Origin of the sequence: Leucobacter tardus, assembly GCF_017583045.1 — a bacterium.
GTDB lineage: Bacteria > Actinomycetota > Actinomycetes > Actinomycetales > Microbacteriaceae > Leucobacter > Leucobacter tardus.
In genome coordinates this window covers 759,928-779,235 of sequence record NZ_JAGFBF010000005.1, presented here as the reverse complement: position 1 = coordinate 779,235, position 19,308 = coordinate 759,928, and the positions used below count along the sequence as shown (strand labels likewise).

At 68.8% G+C, this 19,308-nt stretch carries 19 protein-coding genes and 1 pseudogene; 14 read left to right on the top strand and 6 right to left on the bottom strand.

What is annotated here, in order from left to right; translation table 11 throughout:
* Nucleotides 1–8 precede the first annotated feature (8 nt).
* From J4H85_RS10555 to J4H85_RS10525, 7 genes are all read left to right on the top strand, one after another.
* Complete coding sequence (locus J4H85_RS10555; protein WP_208239401.1) at nucleotides 9–1,364, top strand: carbohydrate ABC transporter permease; 1,356 nt, start codon at nucleotides 9–11, stop codon at nucleotides 1,362–1,364.
* A complete protein-coding gene (locus tag J4H85_RS10550; protein ID WP_208239400.1) occupies nucleotides 1,361–2,239 on the top strand; it encodes a carbohydrate ABC transporter permease in 879 nt (292 codons plus the stop codon). The genes J4H85_RS10555 and J4H85_RS10550 overlap by 4 nt, the downstream gene beginning before the upstream one ends.
* A gap of 27 nt (nucleotides 2,240–2,266) precedes the next feature.
* Nucleotides 2,267–2,965 (top strand): HAD family hydrolase, encoded by a 699-nt coding sequence (locus J4H85_RS10545; RefSeq protein ID WP_208239399.1) that lies wholly within the window; start codon nucleotides 2,267–2,269, stop codon nucleotides 2,963–2,965.
* A complete protein-coding gene (locus J4H85_RS10540) occupies nucleotides 2,962–5,580 on the top strand; it encodes a glycoside hydrolase family 65 protein (protein ID WP_243893612.1) in 2,619 nt (872 codons plus the stop codon). The genes J4H85_RS10545 and J4H85_RS10540 overlap by 4 nt, the downstream gene beginning before the upstream one ends.
* A 70-nt stretch (nucleotides 5,581–5,650) precedes the next feature.
* Nucleotides 5,651–5,971, top strand: coding sequence for a ferredoxin (fdxA, locus tag J4H85_RS10535; protein WP_208239398.1), 321 nt, complete (start codon nucleotides 5,651–5,653; stop codon nucleotides 5,969–5,971).
* Between the two features lie 3 nt (nucleotides 5,972–5,974).
* Nucleotides 5,975–7,075: a succinyldiaminopimelate transaminase gene (gene dapC, locus J4H85_RS10530; protein WP_208239397.1), complete on the top strand. Its 1,101-nt coding sequence runs from the start codon at nucleotides 5,975–5,977 to the stop codon at nucleotides 7,073–7,075.
* 139 nt (nucleotides 7,076–7,214) lie between these two features.
* Nucleotides 7,215–8,516, top strand: a complete 1,302-nt coding sequence (locus tag J4H85_RS10525) for a citrate synthase (protein ID WP_208239396.1) — start codon at nucleotides 7,215–7,217, stop codon at nucleotides 8,514–8,516.
* 394 nt (nucleotides 8,517–8,910) lie between these two features.
* Here the strand turns inward: J4H85_RS10525 and dapD are convergent, their stop codons facing one another.
* Nucleotides 8,911–9,867, bottom strand: coding sequence for a 2,3,4,5-tetrahydropyridine-2,6-dicarboxylate N-succinyltransferase (dapD, locus tag J4H85_RS10520; RefSeq protein ID WP_208239388.1), 957 nt, complete (start codon nucleotides 9,865–9,867; stop codon nucleotides 8,911–8,913).
* A gap of 75 nt (nucleotides 9,868–9,942) precedes the next feature.
* On the opposite strand from dapD, the gene dapE reads away from it, so the two are divergent.
* Nucleotides 9,943–11,064, top strand: a complete 1,122-nt coding sequence (gene dapE, locus J4H85_RS10515; RefSeq protein ID WP_372440202.1) for a succinyl-diaminopimelate desuccinylase — start codon at nucleotides 9,943–9,945, stop codon at nucleotides 11,062–11,064.
* A gap of 80 nt (nucleotides 11,065–11,144) precedes the next feature.
* Nucleotides 11,145–11,315 carry a DUF3117 domain-containing protein gene (locus tag J4H85_RS10510; protein ID WP_208239386.1) on the top strand — a complete coding sequence of 57 codons (171 nt, stop codon included), beginning with the start codon at nucleotides 11,145–11,147 and terminating at the stop codon, nucleotides 11,313–11,315.
* An 83-nt stretch (nucleotides 11,316–11,398) separates the two neighbouring features.
* Here J4H85_RS10510 and J4H85_RS10505 read toward each other — a convergent pair whose 3' ends face one another.
* Nucleotides 11,399–12,031: an O-methyltransferase gene (locus tag J4H85_RS10505; RefSeq protein WP_208239384.1), complete on the bottom strand. Its 633-nt coding sequence runs from the start codon at nucleotides 12,029–12,031 to the stop codon at nucleotides 11,399–11,401.
* 122 nt (nucleotides 12,032–12,153) lie between these two features.
* On the opposite strand from J4H85_RS10505, the pseudogene J4H85_RS10500 reads away from it, so the two are divergent.
* Nucleotides 12,154–12,501: pseudogene (locus J4H85_RS10500) on the top strand (twin-arginine translocase TatA/TatE family subunit); the annotation flags it as partial.
* A 206-nt stretch (nucleotides 12,502–12,707) separates the two neighbouring features.
* Here the strand turns inward: J4H85_RS10500 and J4H85_RS10495 are convergent.
* The 3 genes from J4H85_RS10495 to J4H85_RS10485 are packed head-to-tail and all read right to left on the bottom strand — an operon-like array spanning nucleotide 12,708 to nucleotide 15,671.
* On the bottom strand, nucleotides 12,708–13,889 hold the full coding sequence (locus J4H85_RS10495) for an Mrp/NBP35 family ATP-binding protein (RefSeq protein ID WP_208239382.1): 1,182 nt from the start codon (nucleotides 13,887–13,889) through the stop codon (nucleotides 12,708–12,710).
* Nucleotides 13,882–14,388 carry a DUF1003 domain-containing protein gene (locus J4H85_RS10490; protein WP_208239380.1) on the bottom strand — a complete coding sequence of 169 codons (507 nt, stop codon included), beginning with the start codon at nucleotides 14,386–14,388 and terminating at the stop codon, nucleotides 13,882–13,884. Before J4H85_RS10490 ends, J4H85_RS10495 begins: the two co-directional genes overlap by 8 nt.
* Nucleotides 14,385–15,671: a magnesium transporter MgtE N-terminal domain-containing protein gene (locus J4H85_RS10485; RefSeq protein WP_208239378.1), complete on the bottom strand. Its 1,287-nt coding sequence runs from the start codon at nucleotides 15,669–15,671 to the stop codon at nucleotides 14,385–14,387. Before J4H85_RS10485 ends, J4H85_RS10490 begins: the two co-directional genes overlap by 4 nt.
* An 80-nt stretch (nucleotides 15,672–15,751) precedes the next feature.
* On the opposite strand from J4H85_RS10485, the gene J4H85_RS10480 reads away from it, so the two are divergent.
* From J4H85_RS10480 to J4H85_RS10470, 3 genes are all read left to right on the top strand, one after another.
* Nucleotides 15,752–16,249 (top strand): YflT domain-containing protein, encoded by a 498-nt coding sequence (locus J4H85_RS10480; protein ID WP_243893611.1) that lies wholly within the window; start codon nucleotides 15,752–15,754, stop codon nucleotides 16,247–16,249.
* Nucleotides 16,250–16,346: 97 nt separating this feature from the next.
* Entirely contained in the window at nucleotides 16,347–16,604 is a 258-nt protein-coding gene (locus J4H85_RS10475) for a hypothetical protein (RefSeq protein ID WP_208239376.1), read from the top strand.
* Nucleotides 16,605–16,606: 2 nt separating this feature from the next.
* Nucleotides 16,607–16,984: a DoxX family protein gene (locus tag J4H85_RS10470; RefSeq protein WP_208239374.1), complete on the top strand. Its 378-nt coding sequence runs from the start codon at nucleotides 16,607–16,609 to the stop codon at nucleotides 16,982–16,984.
* 18 nt (nucleotides 16,985–17,002) lie between these two features.
* Here the strand turns inward: J4H85_RS10470 and J4H85_RS10465 are convergent, their stop codons facing one another.
* Nucleotides 17,003–18,379, bottom strand: coding sequence for an aminopeptidase P family protein (locus J4H85_RS10465; RefSeq protein ID WP_208239371.1), 1,377 nt, complete (start codon nucleotides 18,377–18,379; stop codon nucleotides 17,003–17,005).
* A 67-nt stretch (nucleotides 18,380–18,446) separates the two neighbouring features.
* On the opposite strand from J4H85_RS10465, the gene J4H85_RS10460 reads away from it, so the two are divergent.
* Nucleotides 18,447–19,292, top strand: a complete 846-nt coding sequence (locus J4H85_RS10460) for a PHP domain-containing protein (protein ID WP_208239369.1) — start codon at nucleotides 18,447–18,449, stop codon at nucleotides 19,290–19,292.
* The last annotated feature ends 16 nt before the right edge of the window (nucleotides 19,293–19,308 follow it).

The following is a 19,308-nucleotide window of genomic DNA, read 5'->3' as shown; positions in this document are numbered from 1 at the left end:
GCCGCCCAATGAGTCGCACACTCACGGTCCCGGTGCAGGTCCGGGGCCGCGGACCTCAGCTCCGCGGCCCCGCCCGCCTGCGGCGGGGACTCGTCATCGCCTCCTTCCTCGGTCCCGGACTGCTGGTGCTCGGGGCGCTCGTGGTCTACCCGATCATCTACACGCTCATCCGGTCCTTCTTCGATCGCAGCGGGTCGGAGTTCGTCGGGTGGGAGAACTACGTGACGATGTTCACGAACGAGACGACGTTCACCGCAATCCGCAACAACATCATGTGGGTGATCGTGGCTCCCGTCGCCGTGACGGTGCTCGGACTCATCTTCGCGGTGCTGGTCGACAAACTGGGCTGGAAGACCGCGTTCCGTCTCATCGTGTTCATGCCGATGGCGATTTCGATGCTCGCGGCGGGCGTGATCTTCCGCGGCATGTTCCAGGAGAGCCCGCAGCTGGGCGTCGTGAACGCGGCGATCACGAGTGTGCAGAGCGTGTTCGGCGAGGAGGCCGGGTACCCCGGAGCGGGCCCGCGCGAAGGGTTCGGCATCGTCGACGATGGCGGCATCATCGCGTCGGACGCGACGGTGGCGACGGGCGAGGTGCAGAACTTTCCGCTCACCGGGGTGAAGCAGAGCGACCTTCCCGAGGGGCTCGCGGACGCCGAGGCGGTCGACGCCGCGGGATCCACCGATATCGCGGGCACGGTCTTTCTCGATGTGATCTCGGGCGGCGGGGGAACGAACGGCGAGATCGAGCCCGGGAAGCGCGGCCTGGAGGGGGTGCGGGTCGACGCCGTCGCCGAGGACGGATCCATCCGCGGATTCGCGACCACCGGCGCCGGCGGCACGTACACCATCTCGGGTCTCGATGCCGGTGAGAGCTACCGGGTCGCGCTGCCCGCCGCGAACTTCGACGCGGGAGCGCAGGGCGTTTCCTGGCTGAGTTCGACCTTCATCAACGTGGTCGTGATCCTCTCCTACATCTGGATCTGGGCGGGCTTCGCCATGGTGATGATCGCGTCGGGCCTGTCGGCCATGGATCGATCGCTGCAGGAGGCCGCCCGCACCGATGGCGCGAGTGAGTGGAAAGTGTTCACGCGGATCACGGCTCCGCTGCTCGCTCCCGTGCTGGTGGTGGTGTTCGTGACCCTCATCATCAACGTGCTCAAGATCTTCGACCTCGTGTACGTGATCCCACCCGGGGCCTCGAAACCCGCGGCGAACGTGATCGCCGTGGAGATGTGGACGGTGTCGTTCGGTGGCGGGGGCAACCAGGGACTCGGCTCGGCCCTCGCGCTGCTGCTGCTGATCCTGGTGCTGCCGTCCATGATCGTGAACATTCGACGGTTCAAGGAGGAGCGGAGCCGATGAGCGCGACAACTGCCGCAAAGCCCCGCCGCACGACTGGGCAGCGGATCGCCGGCGGGCTGGGCCGCGGCATCATCAACGTGGTCCTCCTCATCGTCGCGATCTTCTGGCTCGTGCCGACGGTCGGCCTGCTCCTCACCTCGTTCCGTTCGGTCGGCGACAACGCGTCGAGCGGCTGGTGGACGGTCCTGACGAAGCCGACCGAGCTGACGATCGAGAACTACGCGAACCTGCTGTCGAACCCGACGATCACGGGATCCTTTTGGAACACCGTCGTCATCGCCGTACCGACGACGGTGCTCGTCGTCCTGCTCGGATCCCTCGCGGCCTATGCGTTCGCGTGGCTGCGGTTCCCGGGAAGGGACTGGCTGTTCCTCGCCGTCATCGTGCTGCTCGCGGTGCCGCTGCAGGTCGCGCTGATCCCGCTGGCGCGTCTCTTCGGAACGCTCGGCATCTTCGGCAGCGTGCTCGGGGTGATCCTGTTCCACACCGCATTCGGGCTGCCGTTCGCGATCTTCCTGCTGCGCAACTTCTTCATCCAGGTGCCGGCCGAGCTGCTCGAGGCGGCGCGGATCGACGGGGCGAAGGACTGGCGGATCTTCTTCCAGGTCATGCTGCCGCTCGGGCTGCCCGCCATCGCGTCGCTCGCGATCTTCCAGTTCCTCTGGACCTGGAACGACATGCTGGTGGCGTTGATCTTCACCAACTCGGATTCGCAACCGTTGACCGTCGCGATCCAGTCGCAGTTGCGACAGTTCGGATCGAACATCGATGTGCTCTCCGCGGGTGCGTTCTTGTCTATGCTGGTACCGCTGATAGTGTTCTTCGCGTTCCAGCGGTACTTCGTGCAGGCGCTGCTGGCAGGATCCCAGAAGTAAGACGACAGCCACAGAAGGGTCGACGTATTGATCGACGACTACGACGCGTTTCTGTTCGACCTCGACGGGGTCATCACCCCCACCGTCGACCTGCACATGCGGGCCTGGCATGAGACATTCGACGACGTGTTCGCGCGTCACGGTGCGGAGCCGTATCGGCAGAGCGACTACTATCGCTCGCTCGACGGGCGGCCGCGGTTCGACGGCGTCGCGACGCTGCTCGCCGCGCGGGGCATCTCGCTCCCGGTCGGCGAGGCCGATGATGACGGACTGGATTCCGTCACTGGCATCGGCAACCGGAAGAACCGCGTGTTCACCGAGGTACTCGAGCGAGACGGCATCTCGGCGTATCCCGGCTCGGTGCGGTTGCTCGACCAGCTCGCCGGCCGTCCGCTCGCCATCGTATCGAGCTCCCGCAACGCCGATGCGGTGCTCCGCGCGGCTGGCCTGCGCGATCGCTTCGCGGTGGTCGTCGACGGGAGCGTCGCCGAGCGCGAGGGGCTACCGGGCAAGCCGGCGCCCGACACGTTCGTGCGCGCGGCCGAACTGCTCGACTGCGCTCCGGAGCGGGCCGCAGCTTTCGAGGACGCCGTCTCAGGTGTCGCCGCTGCGCATGCCGGCGCATTCGGTTGGGTCGTCGGCGTCGACCGGGGGACCGGGGCCGAGGCACTGCGGGAGGCCGGCGCCGACGTGGTCGTGCGCGATCTCGAGGAGCTGGTGCGATGAACCCGGGCATGGAGACGCAGCGCTCGTTCGGCGATGATCCGTGGAAGCTGGTCGTGCGCGGCATCGATCCCGCGCTCGCCGGTGAGGACGAGACGCTGTTCTCGCTCGCGAACGGGTATCTCGGTCTGCGCGGCAACCACGAGGAGGGACTGCCGCTCGGCAGTCACGGCACCTTCGTGAACGGACTGCACGAGACCTGGCGCATCCAGCATGCTGAGAACGCCTACGGGTTCGCCGAGCACGGCCAGACGATCGTGAATGCGCCGGACGCGAAGACGATCCGCATCTACGTCGACGACGAGCGTCTGAATCTCGAGACCTCCGAGATCCGCGAGGTGACGCGCACCCTCGATCTGCGGGCGGGCACCTGCACCCGTTCGCTCGTCTGGCTCACGCCGACGGGCAAGCGGGTGCGCGTCGACACGAAGCGCATGGTCTCGTTCGTGCACCGGCATATGGCGACCGTCGAGATGACGGTCACGGCGCTCGATGCCGACGCCGAGCTCACGTTCAGCAGCCTGGTGATCAACCGGCAGGATCTTGCTCGAGTGAACACCGAGACGCCGGGTGCAGAGGTCGGCGAGGCCGGGCAGACCCGGGCGATGAACGATCCCAGGCAGAGCGAGATGCTGACGGACCGAGTGCTCAATCCCGGTCCGCATCGGCACAGCATGAGCCGCACGATCATGAGCTACGGCGTCAACAACTCCGGGATGAAGGTCGCGGTGGGCGTGGACCACGTCTTCGCGCCGGATCCGGATCGCGAGCCGCTGCAGCTCAACACCGGCATCTCCAGCGGCGCGCTGAGCGAGATGCAGGATCTCGGCGAGGGGTGGCACTCCCGCGTCGAGGCCGGACCCGACCGCGTGCGGCACCTGTTCCAGGGAACGGCGTACGAGGGTCAGACCGTTCGACTGACGAAGACGATCATGTACCACTCGTCCGCCACCTCCGCGCTGACCGAGATGGTGGACCGCTGCGAGCAGTCGCTGGAACAGCTCGCGATTGAACCCGCGGGGCAGCGGTGGCGTGCGCAGCGCGCGTTCCTCGATGACTTCTGGCGCGCGAGCGGGGTCGAGGTCGATGCCGAGCCGGGTGTGCAGCAGTCGATCAACTGGAACCTCTTCCAGCTCGCGCAGGCCGCGGCCCGCGCCGACGGGCGCGGGATCCCCGCGAAGGGACTGACCGGTTCCGGCTATAGCGGGCACTACTTCTGGGACTCCGAGATCTACGTGCTCCCGTTCCTCACGTACACGACTCCACGGTGGGCGCGAAACGCCCTGCGTGCACGAGAGCGCATGCTGCCGCGCGCCAGAGCCCGTGCGGCGATGCTCAGCGAGAACGGGGCGCTCTTCCCGTGGCGCACGATCAACGGGGAAGAAGCGAGCGCCTACTACGCGGCGGGAACCGCGGCGTACCACATCAACGCCGACATCACCTACGCGCTCGCCAGGTACGTCTCGGCGACGGGCGACACGGGGTTCATCGCCGGTGGCGCCAGCGATATCGCGGTCGAGACCGCGCGTCTCTGGTCGAGCCTCGGGTTCTGGAGCGGCGGCGCCGTCGGTGAGGGTCAGTTCCACATCCACGGCGTCACCGGGCCGGACGAGTACACCACAGTCGTGAACGACAACCTGTTCACGAACGTGATGGCGCAGTTCAACCTGCGCTTCGCCGTCGAGGTCGTGCGACGCGGGATGCGGGACGCCCCCGCCGACTATTGGGAACTCGTGGAACGCCTCGACCTCGGTGAGGACGAGGTCGACAACTGGGCGATGGCCGCGGAGCACATGTGCGTGCCGTACTCGGAGGAGAGCGGGGTGCACCCGCAGGACGCGCACTTCCTGGAGCGCGAGATGTGGAATCTCGAGGCGACGCCACCCGAGCAGAAGCCGCTCCTGCTGCACTTCCACCCCCTCGTGATCTACCGGTACCAGGTGCTGAAACAGGCGGACGTGGTGCTGGCGCTGCTCCTCGCGAGCGACGAGTTCACGCTCGAGCAGAAGCGGGCGGACTTCGAGTATTACGACGCACTTACCACGGGGGACTCGAGCTTGTCCGCGGTCGTGCAGTCGATCATCGCCGCCGAGGTCGGGTACCAGGATCTCGCGTACCGCTATTTCGAACACGCGCTGCGCGTCGATCTCGACAACCTCCACCGCAACGCGTCGGACGGGGTGCACGTCGCCTCGGCCGGCGGCATCTGGATGACCGTCGTACAGGGCTTCGCCGGCATGCGCGACGCGGGCCGAAAGCTGAGCTTCGATCCGCGTCTGCCGAAGCACTGGGGGCGGCTGGCGTTCTCGCTCATGTGGCGCGGCAGCCGCATATCGGTCGAGCTCGAACGCGATGCGATCTCGTTCGCGCTCGTCGAGGGCGATACGCCGGTGACGGTGCACGTGCGAGGACGGGCGTTCGATATCGGGGAGTCCGAGCCGACGCGTGTCGAGCTCGACGGCCAGGGCCCCGACCTGGGCGAGTTCGAGGGACTCTCCGCAGGGATCCTGCCGCGGGACGGTGAGGGGGAGCACCACGTTCCGACGGTCGAGGTCCCCGTGATCACCACCTCGATCCCGGTCAAGGCGCCGTTCACCGTCGCCGAGCCGGAGCTGTAGCGCGTTCGCGCAGGTGCACCGGGCGTAGGATAGAGGGGTTCCGGTGCAGTCGATTGAAAGGTGAGGTTCTGTGACCTACGTCATTGCTCTTCCGTGCGTCGATGTGAAAGATCGCGCGTGCGTCGACGAGTGCCCGGTCGACTGCATCTACGAGGGTGAACGTTCGCTCTACATTCACCCCGATGAGTGCGTGGACTGCGGCGCCTGCGAGCCGGTGTGCCCGGTCGAGGCGATCTACTACGAGGACGATCTTCCGGAGGAGTGGTCCGAGTACTACACCGCGAACGTCGATTTCTTCGATGAGATCGGATCGCCGGGCGGCGCAGCGAAGACGGGGGTCTACGACTTCGACCACCCGATCATCGCCGCGCTCCCGCCGCAGGGCGAGTAACCGGTGCGCGCCGCACTGCCCGACTACCCGTGGGACGCCATGGCGCCGTATGCGGAGCGGGCCAGCGCCCATTCCGGGGGAGCACTGAATCTCTCCGTCGGCTCCCCGGTCGATCCGACACCCGAGCCGGTGAGCGCGGCACTGGCCGCCGCGACGGACGCCCACGGGTATCCCTCGACTGCCGGATCGGGCGAATTGCGTCACGCGATCGTCGACTGGTTCCGCCGTCGTCGCGGTGTCGTGCTCGACGCTGATGCGGTGCTGCCGACGGTCGGATCGAAAGAGCTCGTCGCGCTGCTGCCGATGCTGCTCGGCCTCGGACCGGACGAGACGGTCGTGCACCCGCGGGTGGCGTACCCCAGCTACGCGATGGGCGCGGCGCTCGTCGGCGCTCAGGCGGTCGCGAGCGACGATCCCGACTCCTGGCCGGAATCGACGCGGCTCGTCTGGCTCAACTCGCCGGGCAACCCCGACGGGCGCGTGCTCGGCGTGGACGCGTTGCGGGCGGCGGTATCGCGCGCCCGAGCGCTCGGGGCCGTGGTCGCGGGCGATGAGTGCTACGCCGAGTTCGGGTGGGAAGCCCCTTGGGTGGGTCAGCGGATCCCCTCGGTGCTCGACCCGGAGGTCGTCGGCGACGACCACTCGGGTGTGCTCTCCGTCTACTCGCTGAGCAAGCAGTCGAATCTCGCCGGATATCGTGCGGCCCTCATCGGTGGCGACCCCGCTCTCGTGTCGCGTCTGCTCACGGTGCGGAAGCATGCCGGACTCATGCTGCCGGCACCGGTGCAGCACGCCATGGCCGTCGCGCTCGCCGACGACGCGCACGTCGCGGAGCAGCGCGAACGCTACCGCGCGCGTCGCGAGGTCCTGCGCCCCGCCCTCGAATCCGCCGGCTATCGCGTCGAGGGCAGTGAGGCGGGGCTGTACCTCTGGGTGACCCGCGACGCCGACGCCTGGGAGTCGGTCGCCGCGTTCGCCGACCTCGGCATCGTCGTCGGTCCCGGGCACTTCTACGGAGACCACTCGCCGCAGCACGTGCGACTGGCACTCACGGCATCCGACGCCGACATCGCCGCTGCTGCAGCTCGCCTGCGCGGGCGCTGAACCCCGTCAAATCGCCTTTTGCTCGACGTCGAGATAGTCTGTCGGTGCGGGTAACGCACCCGCACGGATAAGGTGGGAGTGCTGCGTGCAATCACCTCTGCGCGCACCGCTGCACCGACAGACCTCACGAGGAGATGACGTGACCGAATCGACTCAGGGCCAGACTCAGGCCTCCGCGAAGCTCACGTTCCCCGGCGGATCGGCAGAGTTGCCCATCCTGCAGGCGGAAGACGGGGCTTCGTCGATCGATGTGAGCTCGTTGACGAAGCAGACCGGCCTCACGGCGCTCGACTACGGTTTTGTGAACACCGCATCGACGCGGTCGCGCATCACCTACATCGACGGCGAGGCCGGGATCCTGCGGTACCGCGGGTACCCGATCGAGGAGCTGGCGCGTCAGTCGACGTTTCTCGAGGTCGCGTACCTGCTGATCTACGGGAACCTGCCCACCGCGGATGAGCTCGCCGAGTTCGACGGCGTCATTCGTCGACACACCCTGCTGCACGAAGACATGAAGTACTACTTCGAAGGGCTGCCGCACACCGCCCACCCCATGGCGGCGCTCTCGGGCGGGTTGCAGGCCATGTCGACCTACTACGAGGACTCGCTCGACACTGCTGTTCCGGAGTTCGTCGAGGTGAACACCATCCGCCTGCTCGCGAAGCTTCCCGTGCTCGCGGCGTACGCGCACAAGAAGTCCGTGGGCCAGGCGTTCCTGTACCCCGACAACAATCTCGGCTTCGTCGAGAACTTCCTGCGACTGAACTTCGGCAACATGGCCGAGGAGTACGTGATGAACCCGGTGCTGGTCGATGCGCTCGACAAGCTGCTGATCCTGCACGCGGATCACGAGCAGAACGCGTCGACGTCGACGGTGCGCCTCGTCGGTTCCACGGGGGCGAACATGTTCTCCTCCATCTCGGCCGGTATCAACGCCCTTTCCGGACCGCTGCACGGTGGAGCGAACGAAGCCGTGCTCGACATGCTCGGCCAGATCCGCGACTCGGGGCAGAGCGTGCAGACCTTCGTCGAGAAGGTGAAGAACAAAGAAGACGGGGTGAAGCTCATGGGCTTCGGGCACCGCGTCTACAAGAATTACGACCCCCGTGCCCGCATCGTGAAGGAGAGCGCCGGCCGCGTGCTCGAAGAGCTCGGGATCAACGATCCGCTGCTCGACCTGGCGCAGGAACTCGAGCAGATCGCCCTCGAGGACGACTACTTCAAGGAGCGCAAGCTCTACCCGAACGTCGACTTCTACACCGGCGTCATCTACAAGGCGATGGGGTTCCCGACGCGGATGTTCACGGTGCTCTTCGCCATCGGACGCCTGCCCGGCTGGATCGCGCAGTGGCGCGAGAGCCACGAGGACTCGCTGACGAAGATCGGGCGTCCGCAGCAGCTCTACATGGGCAGCCCAGAGCGGCACCTCAACCGCTCTTAGCAGGGTCCGCGGTCCGCGGTCCGTGGTCGTGCTGCGGGCCCGGGTCGCGTGAGCCACTCGTCCTCGCACCTTGGCCCGCGAGGGTGCCCGCGCTTTGGCCGGTAAGGGGCGTCCGCCGGCGTTGCCGAGATTGCAGAAACTCGCGCTTCGATCCGTTTGAAGCAAGCGTGAGCGCAATCTCGACGATGGGCGGGGCTTCGCAAGGGTTCGCGGGCCCGTGTTCCCGATGCGCGCGCCCGCGAGCGGCGCCTGCAGGCATCGCCGAGATCGCGCAAGATCTGGTGTCAGCGATGGTGAAGCACGAGTTTGCGCAATCTCGACGAGGGTCGGGGCCCGCACGTGGGTCGGGGCCCGCACGAGGGTCGGGGCCCTCGAGGGGCGGGCCCGGCGCGCGTCAGGCGTGGAGCGCTGCGTTCAGGGTGACTCCGTGGCCTTCGCGGGGCAGCGCTTCCACGGCTCCGTTCCGCGAGTTGCGGCGGAAGAGGAGCTGCGGGACCCCCGAGAGCTCGGCGGCCTTCACCTCGACCGGGGAGCCGCCCGATTCGACGGTACCCTGCGGGAGCGACACCTTCGTGCCTGCGGTCACGTAGAGGCCGGCCTCGACGACGGTGTCATCGCCGATGGAGATGCCGATGCCGGAGTTGGCGCCGAGCAGTGCGCGCTCGCCGATGGCGATGCGCTGCGTGCCGCCACCCGAGAGGGTGCCCATGATCGACGCGCCGCCGCCGATGTCGGAGCCGTCTCCGACGACGACTCCCTGGGAGATGCGCCCCTCCACCATGGAAGCCCCGAGCGTGCCCGCGTTGAAGTTCACGAAGCCCTCGTGCATCACGGTGGTGCCGCGCGCGAGGTGCGCCCCGAGACGCACCCGCGTGGCGTCGGCGATGCGCACGCCGTCGGGCACGACGTAGTCGGTGAGCCGGGGGAACTTGTCGATCCCGGTTGCCGTGATGCCGGCCGTCCGAAGCTCGGGGAGACGCTTCAGATAGTCATCGTGCAGCATGGGGCCGGCCGTCGTCCAGACGTTGTTCGGCAGCTGGCCGAAGATCCCGTCGAGGGTGATGGTGTTCGGTCGCACCAGGCAGTGCGACAACAGGTGGAGTCGCAAGTACGCGTCCTCGACCGAGGTCGGCGCGGCGTCGAGATCGATCTCTACGTTCACGACCCGGATCTCAACGTTCCGCCGCTCATCCGCGCCTGCCGCCCGTTCGAGTTCTACCGGAGCGATCCAGCGGTCCTCAGGGGTGGCGCGGCCGCCGAGTCGAGGCGCGGGGAACCAGGCGTCGAGGGTCGAGCCGTCTGCGGCCACGGTGGCGAGGCCGGACGCGTGTGCGGTGCGAGTGTCGTTCATGGAACCAGCGTATCGCGGCGGTCACCGCTCCGCGTCGGTCTCCGCCGTGCCGCTGCGGTGTCATAGGCTGGTCTGGTGAGCGAACCCTCCTCGAACCTCCTGGATCCCGCTGCGGGACCCGTCGCGCTGACCCGTCAGCTGTGCGACATCGAGTCCGTGTCCGGCAACGAGCGACGCATCGCCGATGCCGTCGCCGAGGTGCTCGCGCGCGATGCCCCGCACCTCACCGTCCACCGCGACGGGGATACGCTCATCGCGCGCACCGAACTCGGTCGGGCCCATCGGGTGGCGATCGCGGGGCACCTGGACACGGTTCCGGTGAACGAGAATCTTCCTGTGACCGACGAGCATGATCCGGACACCGGTGAGGCCATCATCCGGGGGCGCGGCACCGTCGATATGAAGGCGGGTGTCGCCGTGCAGCTCGCACTCGCGATCGAGCTCGACGCCCCTGCCGTCGACGTGACATGGATCTGGTACGACCATGAGGAGGTGTCTGCCGAGCTCAACGGTCTGGGACGCGCGCTGCGCAACCGGCCGGATCTGTTCGCAGCGGACTTCGCGATCCTCGGGGAACCGACCAGGGCCGAGATCGAGGGCGGGTGCAACGGCACGATGCGCGCTCGGGTGAGTTACCTCGGTACGCGCGCGCATTCCGCGCGCAGCTGGACGGGTGTGAATGCGATCCACCGGGCCGGGAACCTGCTCGAGCGGCTTTCCGCCTTCGAGGCGGAACGGGTGACGGTCGACGGACTCGAGTACCGCGAGGGCCTGAATGCGGTGCAGATCTCGGGGGGTGTGGCCGGCAATGTGATCCCGGATCGCGTCGACATCGAGGTGAACTACCGGTTCGCGCCCTCGCGCTCGACGGAGGAGGCGGTGTCGCTGGTCCGCGAGTTCTGCGCGGACGCCGACGAGTTCGAGGTGACCGACCTCGCCCCCGGCGCGCGACCCGGCCTCGATGCCGAGCTCGCCCGAGGTTTCCTCGCCGCCGTCGGCGGTGTCCCCGAGGCGAAGGTCGGGTGGACCGACGTGGCGCGGTTCTCGGCGCAGGGCGTGCCGGCCGTGAACTTCGGGCCGGGCGACCCGCTGCTCGCCCACGCGGATGACGAGCGGGTGCCGGTGCCGCAGATCGAGGAGGCGCACCGGGCGCTGCGCGCCTGGTTGCTCGGGGAAGGCGCGAATCCGGTCACATGACCGGTCGTGAACGACCGGATTTTCCAGATTCCGGAAAGCACCGGATAATGGAGATGTACGACGACTAGCGAGGAGGCGCCATGGCGGCGATGAAACCGAGGACCGGCGACGGGCCCATGGAAGCGGTACGCGAGAGCCGAGTCATCGTGCTCAGGGTTCCGCTCGAGGGTGGCGGCCGTTTGGTGGTCTCCGTGAACGACGACGAGGCGACGGAGCTTCGCAATGTGCTGAACGGCGTCCTCGACGGCTGACGCGGCCACGCGAAGAGAACGCGCGCTCCCGATGCGGGGGCGCGCGTTCTTGCGTTGAGGGATGAACGCCGTCGCGCGACGCGTCAGTCGGAGAGGCGTGTGAGGATGAGGAGGCCGTCCCCGACCGGCGAGAGCGCGGGGGCGATGGCCGCGGACTCCGAGACCATGGCGAGCAGGTCCCGCACCGCTTGGGTGCGGTGATCGCGTGCGGCGGGATCCGATACGCGTCCGCTGGCGAACGCGCCCGGGACGACGATGCAGCCGCCGGGGCGGACGATCGTCAGCGCGTATTCCACGTACTCGAGCAGGTGTTCAGGATCGGCGTCGAGCAGCGCGAGATCGTACGAGGCGAGGTTCAGGCGGGGTAGGACCTGCTGGGCGTTGCCCTCGATGAACCGGACGTGCGATGCGGGAATGCCTGCGCTCGCGAAGACCGCGCGCGCCTCCTTCAAGTGTTCCGGCTCGACCTCGATGGAGGTGAGGACGGCTTCGGGGGCGTGACGCAGCAGCGCGAGACCGCTGACGCCGACGCCGGTGCCGATCTCGCAGATCGCGCGCGCTCCGCTCAGCACGACCAACGAGGACAGCTGAGCGGCGATGGCGCGGCTCACCGGCTCGATGCCGAGCTCCAACGACAGGCGGCGCGCACTGATCTGCGGCTCGGTCTCGTTCGGGTACTGTTCCGCGAACTGCCAATTCCGCTCGAGCTTGCTCACCGATTGCCTCCTGGATCCTGACCGGTCACGCGGTTCCGAGTGTAGAGGGTTCCCGGATCGACTCGGCCCCCACACGCCGGGTGTGGGGAACGCTCACGGGGTGCGGCACTACGATGGAGCCCATGGGTCTCACGATGGACAAGCTGCTGGTGATCGCGTTGGTCGCCATGTTCCTGCTGGGCCCCGATCGTCTTCCGGTCTACGCGCAGAAGCTGGGCGAGCTCGTGCGCAGCGTGAAGCGCATGGCGAACGGTGCGAAGGATCGCCTGCGCGACGAGATGGGCCCCGAGTTCGACGAGGTCGATTGGCGTCAGCTGGACCCGCGGCAGTACGATCCGAGACGCATCATCCGCGACGCGCTGGTCGAGGACGAACGCGAAGCGCGTGCGGAAGCCCGGCGACAGCGCATGCAGGAGGTCGCCGAGCGTCGGCGGGCGGTCAGCAATGCTCCGCCCGCAGCTGATGCCGATGGGGGCTCAGCGGGAGCGGATGGGGCGGGGCAGGCCGCCGCAGATGCGGAGCGTACGGGCGCCTCAGATGCGAGCCCGAGCGGTGCGAGCGGCGGGAGCACGAGCGACGCGAGTGCGGCGGACGCTGACGCGGATCGGACGCCGGCGAAGTTCGCCGTCGTGAGCGGTGACCTGGTGCTCAACTTCGACGAGGAAGCGACCTAGCCTCAGGTCGCGGGTCGCAGCCCGAGGGAACGCCCCGCGAGACCTCGACCGAGGCCTCCGAGACGGGCGGCGATGCGCAGCACCGCCGCCGCCGCGACATCGTCGGGGTGCGCGAGCACCGCGGGTGCTCCCGCGTCGCCAGAGGCGCGGAACTCAGGACTCAGGGGAACGGTGCCGAGCAGCGGCACCTCGCCGTGCTCCGCATCGCTCAGACGCTCCGCGACGAGTGCGCCGCCGCCGCTCCCGAAGAGGTCGAGCACGGTGCCGTCGGGTTGCGCGAGCCCGCTCATGTTCTCGATGACCCCGACGACGCGCTGGCCCGTCTGACGCGCGACGAGGGCACTGCGGACCGCCACATCGGCCGCCGCCTCCTGCGGCGTCGTGACCACGACGACCTCGGCGTGGGGGAGCAGTTGGCCGATGCTGATCGCGATGTCGCCCGTTCCTGGCGGCAGGTCGAGCAGCAGCACGTCGAGGTCGCCGAACCAGACGTCGCGGAGGAATTGCTCCATGGTGCGGTGCAGCATCGGGCCGCGCCAGGAGACGGCGGTCGTGCGCGGGTCGCCCTCGCCGAGGAACATGCCGATCGAGATGACCTTCACTCCGTGCGCGACCGGCGGCAGGATCATGTCGTCGACGCGCGTGGGCTGTTCGACGTGCCCGTCCCGGCTCAAGCCGAGGATCCCGGGGATCGAGAACCCGAAGACGTCGGCGTCGACGAGTCCCACGGCGAGGCCCTGCTGCGCGAGCGACACCGCAAGGCCCGCGGTGAGCGACGACTTGCCGACGCCGCCCTTGCCGCTCGTCACGGCGATCACCCGCGTGAGCGTGTCGGGGCCGAACTGGTTGCCGCGCTGGGTCTTCCCGCCGCGGACGAGTTCGGTGAAGGCGCGACGCTCTTCGGGGGTCATCACCTCCATGACGACCTCGGCCGACCGGACGCCGGAGGTGCTCTCGACGGCGACGCGCACATCGCGCTCGATGCGTCGTGCCGCCGGGCACCCCGCGATCGTCAGCCGAACGCGGACGGCCGCAGCGCCCGTCTCGTCGACGCGCACCTCGGGCACCATGTTCAGTTCGGTGATGGGACGCAGGATCTCGGGATCACGCACGCCGTCGAGCGAGCGCCACACGCGCTCCTCGGCGTCCGAGGCCTGCGCGCGCGGGGGCGGCGCTTCAGTCATCCCGCTCCTCGCGGTCGAGCTCGGCGAGAAGGGCGCGCAGCTCCTGCCTGATGACGTCGCGATCCGGCAGTTCTTGGATCGCGAGCCGCAGGGCGACGACCTCGCGCGCCAAAAACTCGGTGTCGGCGAGGTTGCGCTCGGCTCGCTGCCGATCCTGTTCGATCTGCACGCGGTCGCGGTCGTCCTGCCGGTTCTGGGCGAGCAGGATCATCGGTGCGGCGTACGACGCCTGCAGCGAGAGGATCAGGGTGAGCGCGGTGAAGCCGAGCGCGGCGGAGTCGAAGCGCACTTCTGCGGGGGCGAGCGTGTTCCATACGAGCCAGGCGACGCAGAAGAGCGTCAGGATCAGCAGGAACCACGGGGTGCCCATGCCGCGGGCGATGCCCTCCGTCCAGCGTCCGAAGCGCTCGTTGCTGTGGCCGCCGCCCGTGCGCCGTGGTCGCCCGGCTGCGGTCCGCGGCGCATCGAGGCCCGGGTTGTCGCGGAACAGTCGCTTCATCCTCGACCTCCTCGGGTGGGCGCGGTCGTGCCGCTGTCATCGTCGTCGTCGGCGTGCCGCCAGTCGTCGGGCAGTAGATGATCGAGCACGTCGTCCACCGTGACGACTCCGACGAGGCGGTCGGCCTCGTCCACGACCGGCAAGGCCACGAGATCGTAGCTCGCCAGCCGTCGTGAGACTTCGGCGGCGCTCGCCACGGCCGGGATGGGTTCGATCTCGGTGTCGAGCAGTGCGCTCAGGCGCTCGTGCGGGGGGAACCGCAGCAGCCGTTGGAAGTGCGCCACGCCCAGGTACTCGCCCGTGGGCGTTTCGTACGGCGGGTGCGTGACGTAGACGGCCGAGGCCATCGCCGGCGTGATCTCGGAGCGTCGGATCATCGCGAGTGCCTCGGCGATGCTCGCTTCGGCCGGCAGCACGACCGGCGCCGGGTTCATGAGTCCGCCCGCGGTGTCCCGGTCGTACTCGAGCAGGCGCCTGACGTCCTCCGCTTCTTCGGGCTCCATGAGGCCGAGCAGTTCTTCACCGCGCGCCTGCGGCAATGCCGAGATGAGGTCGGCGGCGTCGTCGGCGTCCATCCGATCGAGGACCTCGGCCGTGCGATCCGAGGGGAGCTGGGCGAGGATGGACAGCTGGTCGGCTTCGGCCATCTCCTCGAGCGCATCAGCGAGTCGCTCGTCCGGCAGTGCGGCCATGACCTCGAGCATGCGCGGCTCGGGAAGCTCCAGCAGTGTCTCGGCGAGGTCGGCGGGCTTCAGGTCGACCAGTGTGCTGAGGAACAGCTCGACGGACTGCGCACCCGATCCGGCGTGGGGCATGCGCACGTCGCTCCAGCGCACGATGCGGGACTCGCCGCGGGCGAACGCACCGCCCGGCTTCGGGAACCGCACCGAGAGCTCGGAGATGACCCACTCGCCCGACCGTGTGCGCTCGATGGAGGCGTCTTCGATGGTCGCGGTGGGCCCCGGCGCATCGGGGAGGAGCACGCTGACTTCGCGTCCGATGAGTTCGGCGATCATCCGCGTCTCGCCGCCGCGCTGCTCGAAGCGGCGCACATTGATGAGACCGGTGCTGATCACCTGCCCCGAGCGGATCGAGGTGATGCGCCCGATGGGCGTGAACACTCGCCGTTTCCCCGGGATCTCGACGATCAGCCCGACGACTCGCGGCGCTTCCGCGGTGCGGAACACCACCAGCACGTCGCGAATCTTGCCGATGCGGTCGCCGACGGGATCGAAGACGCCGCGACCGGCGAGACGACCGACGAAGACTCTCGAGCTGCTCACCCCTCCTACGGTACTGGCACGGCGCTGAATGTTGCGTATTCTCCGATGATTCACCGGCCGGGGAGTGGGAGAATGAGTGCATGAGCATGCCAGGTCCCGCCGCATCGTCACGACGACTCGCGATTCCCGAGATTCCGGAGGGCGAGATCATCTCGACCTACGATCGGTACGAGGATGCGAAGCACGCCGTGGACGTGCTCGCGCGCGCGGGGTTCCCGGTGCGCGAGGTGTCGATCCTCGGCAACGATGTGCGCAGCGTCGAGCGCGTGACGGGCCGACTCACCTACGCCCGCGTCGCGCTGATGGGAGCGATGTCCGGTGCCTATCTCGGTCTGTTCCTCGGCTTGCTGCTCTTCATCTTCCAGCCCGACAATGCCGGGATCGCGGGCGTCTTCCTCGCGGCCATCGCGATCGGCGCCGGCTTCGGCATGCTCTTCGGCGTGCTCTCCTACGCGATGAACCGGAACAGGCGCGACTTCTCTTCCGTGATGCAGATGGTGGCGTCGCGCTACGACCTCATCACGAACGGCGATCTCCTCTTCGATGCGCGTCGCATCCTCACCGAAGCGGCGCAGTAGGCGAATCGTCGGAGCGGGCGCAAGCCCCTGCGCGCACGGCTCCGCCGTGCGAGCATAGGGAGGGACCGCAGACCCGACGCGCACAGGGAGGCACCTCGTGACCGATACCGATGACACCCAGCCAGAACCCGACGGCACCCCGGCGAACGTGACCGGTCGCACGGTGATCTCGGCACGTGAGGAGACGGAGGCCGAAGCGGCGGAGGCGGCGCCGGAGGCGCAGCCGCAGGCCGACATGGAACCGGAGGAGCGCGCGGACGCGCTCGACGCCGAGGAGCCGGACAGCGGCTCCGCGCAGGAGCGAGACGACCGCACGCAGGACGAGGATCCGACAGCCCTCGACGCACCGGACTGATCGTGAGAAGCATCGCACGCGTCGCGCTCGGCGCGATCCTCGTCTTCGCCGGCATCGCCCATCTCACGTTCGCCCGACGCGCGTTCCGCGCTCAGGTGCCCGAGTTCGTCCCGGTCGACCCCGACACCACGGTGGTCGGATCGGGTGTCGTCGAGATCACCCTCGGGACCGCGATCGCGGTGTCGCAGGGCCGCAGGGCGCGGCGGATCGGGACGCTCGCCGCGGCGTTCTTCGTCGCGATCTTCCCGGGCAACCTGTCGCAGTTCGTGCACGGTCGCGACGGCTTCGGTCTCGACAGCGACGGCAAGCGATTCGTGCGGCTGTTCTTCCAGCCGGCGCTGGTCGCATGGGCGCTGTGGTCGACGGGTCCGCGCCGCTGACGCGGACCCGTCAGCCGTTCAGCGGCCGATTGCCGCCTGCACCCACGCCTCCACGGCGTCCGGGGTGCGCGGAATGTCCGCCGACAGATTCTCCGACCCGTCGGCGGTGACGACGATGTCGTCCTCGATGCGCACTCCGATGCCGCGGTACTCCTCGGGCACCGTCAGGTCGTCGGGCTGGAAGTAGAGACCCGGCTCGATGGTGAACACCATGCCGGCCTGGACGATCCCGTCGAGGTAGAGCTCGCGCCGGGCGCGGGCGCAGTCGTGCACGTCCATGCCGAGGTGGTGGCTCGTCCCGTGCACCATGTAGCGCCGGTGGTAGTCGACGCCGGGTTCCGCGTCCTCGGGCACGAACCCCCATTCACGGGTCCGGCGCGCGATGACCTCCATCGCCGCGTCGTGCACGTCCCCGAACCTGATGCCGGGCCGCACGATCGCCCGCGCCGCATCGGCCGCCTCGAGCACCGCCTCGTACACGCGGCGCTGCACCGGGGTGAAGCGGCCGTTGACGGGCACGGTGCGGGTGATGTCGGCCGTGTACAGGCTGTCCAGCTCGACGCCGGCGTCGAGGAGCAGCAGGTCGCCGTCGAGCACATCGCCGTCGTTCCGGATCCAGTGGAGGGTACAGGCGTGCGGGCCGGCCGCGGCGATGGTCTCGTACCCCACGCTGTTGCCGTCGAGGCGGGCGCGCTGGTTGAAGACGCCCTCGACGACGCGCTCGCCGCGGGGCGCGGAGGAGGCGGTCGGCAGCGCGGCGAGCACGTCGGCGAACCCGCGTGCGGTGGCGTCGACGGCCGCCTGCATCTCGGCGAGCTCGTAGTCGTCCTTCACGAGTCGCAGTTCGGAGGCGACACGGGCCACCGCGTCGTTCTCGAGGGTTCGCTCGCCGGCGACGCTCGCGAAGTCGCCCAGGGGTGCCGTGCGCAGCTGCAGCATCGCGGAGACCTGTTCGAGCGACGGGCGCGGGCCGATCCAGAATTCGCCGATCTCGGGGTTCGCGAAGAACTCTTCGCTGTCGCGTCCGGCGCGCTCCCGGAAGTAGACGGTCGCTTCGTGACCGCCCTCCACGGGGTCCATCACCAGCACGGCGCCCGGCTCGGAGTCCGACCCCCACCCGGTCAGGTGGGCGAACGCGCTGTGCGGCCGGTAGGGGTAGAACGTGTCGTTCGACCGCTGCTTCATCGGACCGGCCTCGATGACGATCCGCTCGCCCGGGAACTCGCGCGAGAGCGCCGCTCGGCGGTCCGCGGCGAAGCGCGCGGCCGGAAGGGGTGCGGGGGTGTCGGCGCGCTGCGGCGCCCACCCGGAGGAGATGTACTCGAGGAACGCGTTGCTGCGCGGGGTCGAGCTCCGGTTGCTGTGATCGATCTTCGCCTCGTGCGTCTCAGTCATCCCTCCATCATGGCACCGGAGGTGCCGGCCCGCGAGCGGTCCGCGCCCGGCGGGTTAGCATGGGGGAATGGCCTCTTCGCTGAGCGGGTACGACCTGCACACGCACTCGATCCACTCTGACGGGACGACGACGCCGGGTGAGATCGTTCGCGAGGCCGCTGCGCTGGGTCTGGCCGGCATCGCGCTCACGGACCACGACACGGTGACCGGGTGGCCGGAAGCGCGAGCCGCGGCCGCAGAGGCCGGCATCGCCTTTCTGCCCGGCGTCGAGATCACGACCCGCTACGGGCATCGGTCGACCCACCTGCTCGCCTACGGAGTCGACGTCTCGCGCGGGCGACTCGCCGACGAGCTCCGCGCCGTGCGAGAGGCCAGGCACTCGCGGGCGCGCGAGATGGTCGCGCGACTCGCAGCGGACTACGACATCGCCTGGGAGACGGTGGTCGCCGAGGGCGACGATCGCACCGTCGGGCGGCCGCACATCGCGGATGCGCTCGTCACCGCGGGCTACTACGCCGATCGGAGCACTGTCTTCGCGGAGATCCTGCACCCGAGATCCCCGTACTACGTGCCCACCTACGCGACCGACACCGCCGAGGCGATCGAGCTGGTGCGCGACGCCGGAGGGGTCGCCGTTCTCGCGCATCCCGCCGCCGCGCGGCAGAGCGGTCCGGTCACCGACGCGGCGTTGGAGGACCTCGCCGATGCGGGCCTCTGGGGCGTCGAGCTGGAGCACCCGGAGAATCGCGACGACTGGTTGACCGGACTGCGCGCCATCGTGCGTCGTCGCGGTCTCGTGGTCACCGGCGCGAGCGACTTCCACGGTGCCGGCAAGCCGAACCGTCTCGGCGAGCGCACGACGGACGCGGCGACCGTGGCACGGATTCGCGAGTGCGTCGCGATCCCCGAGTAGGGATCACGACGCACTG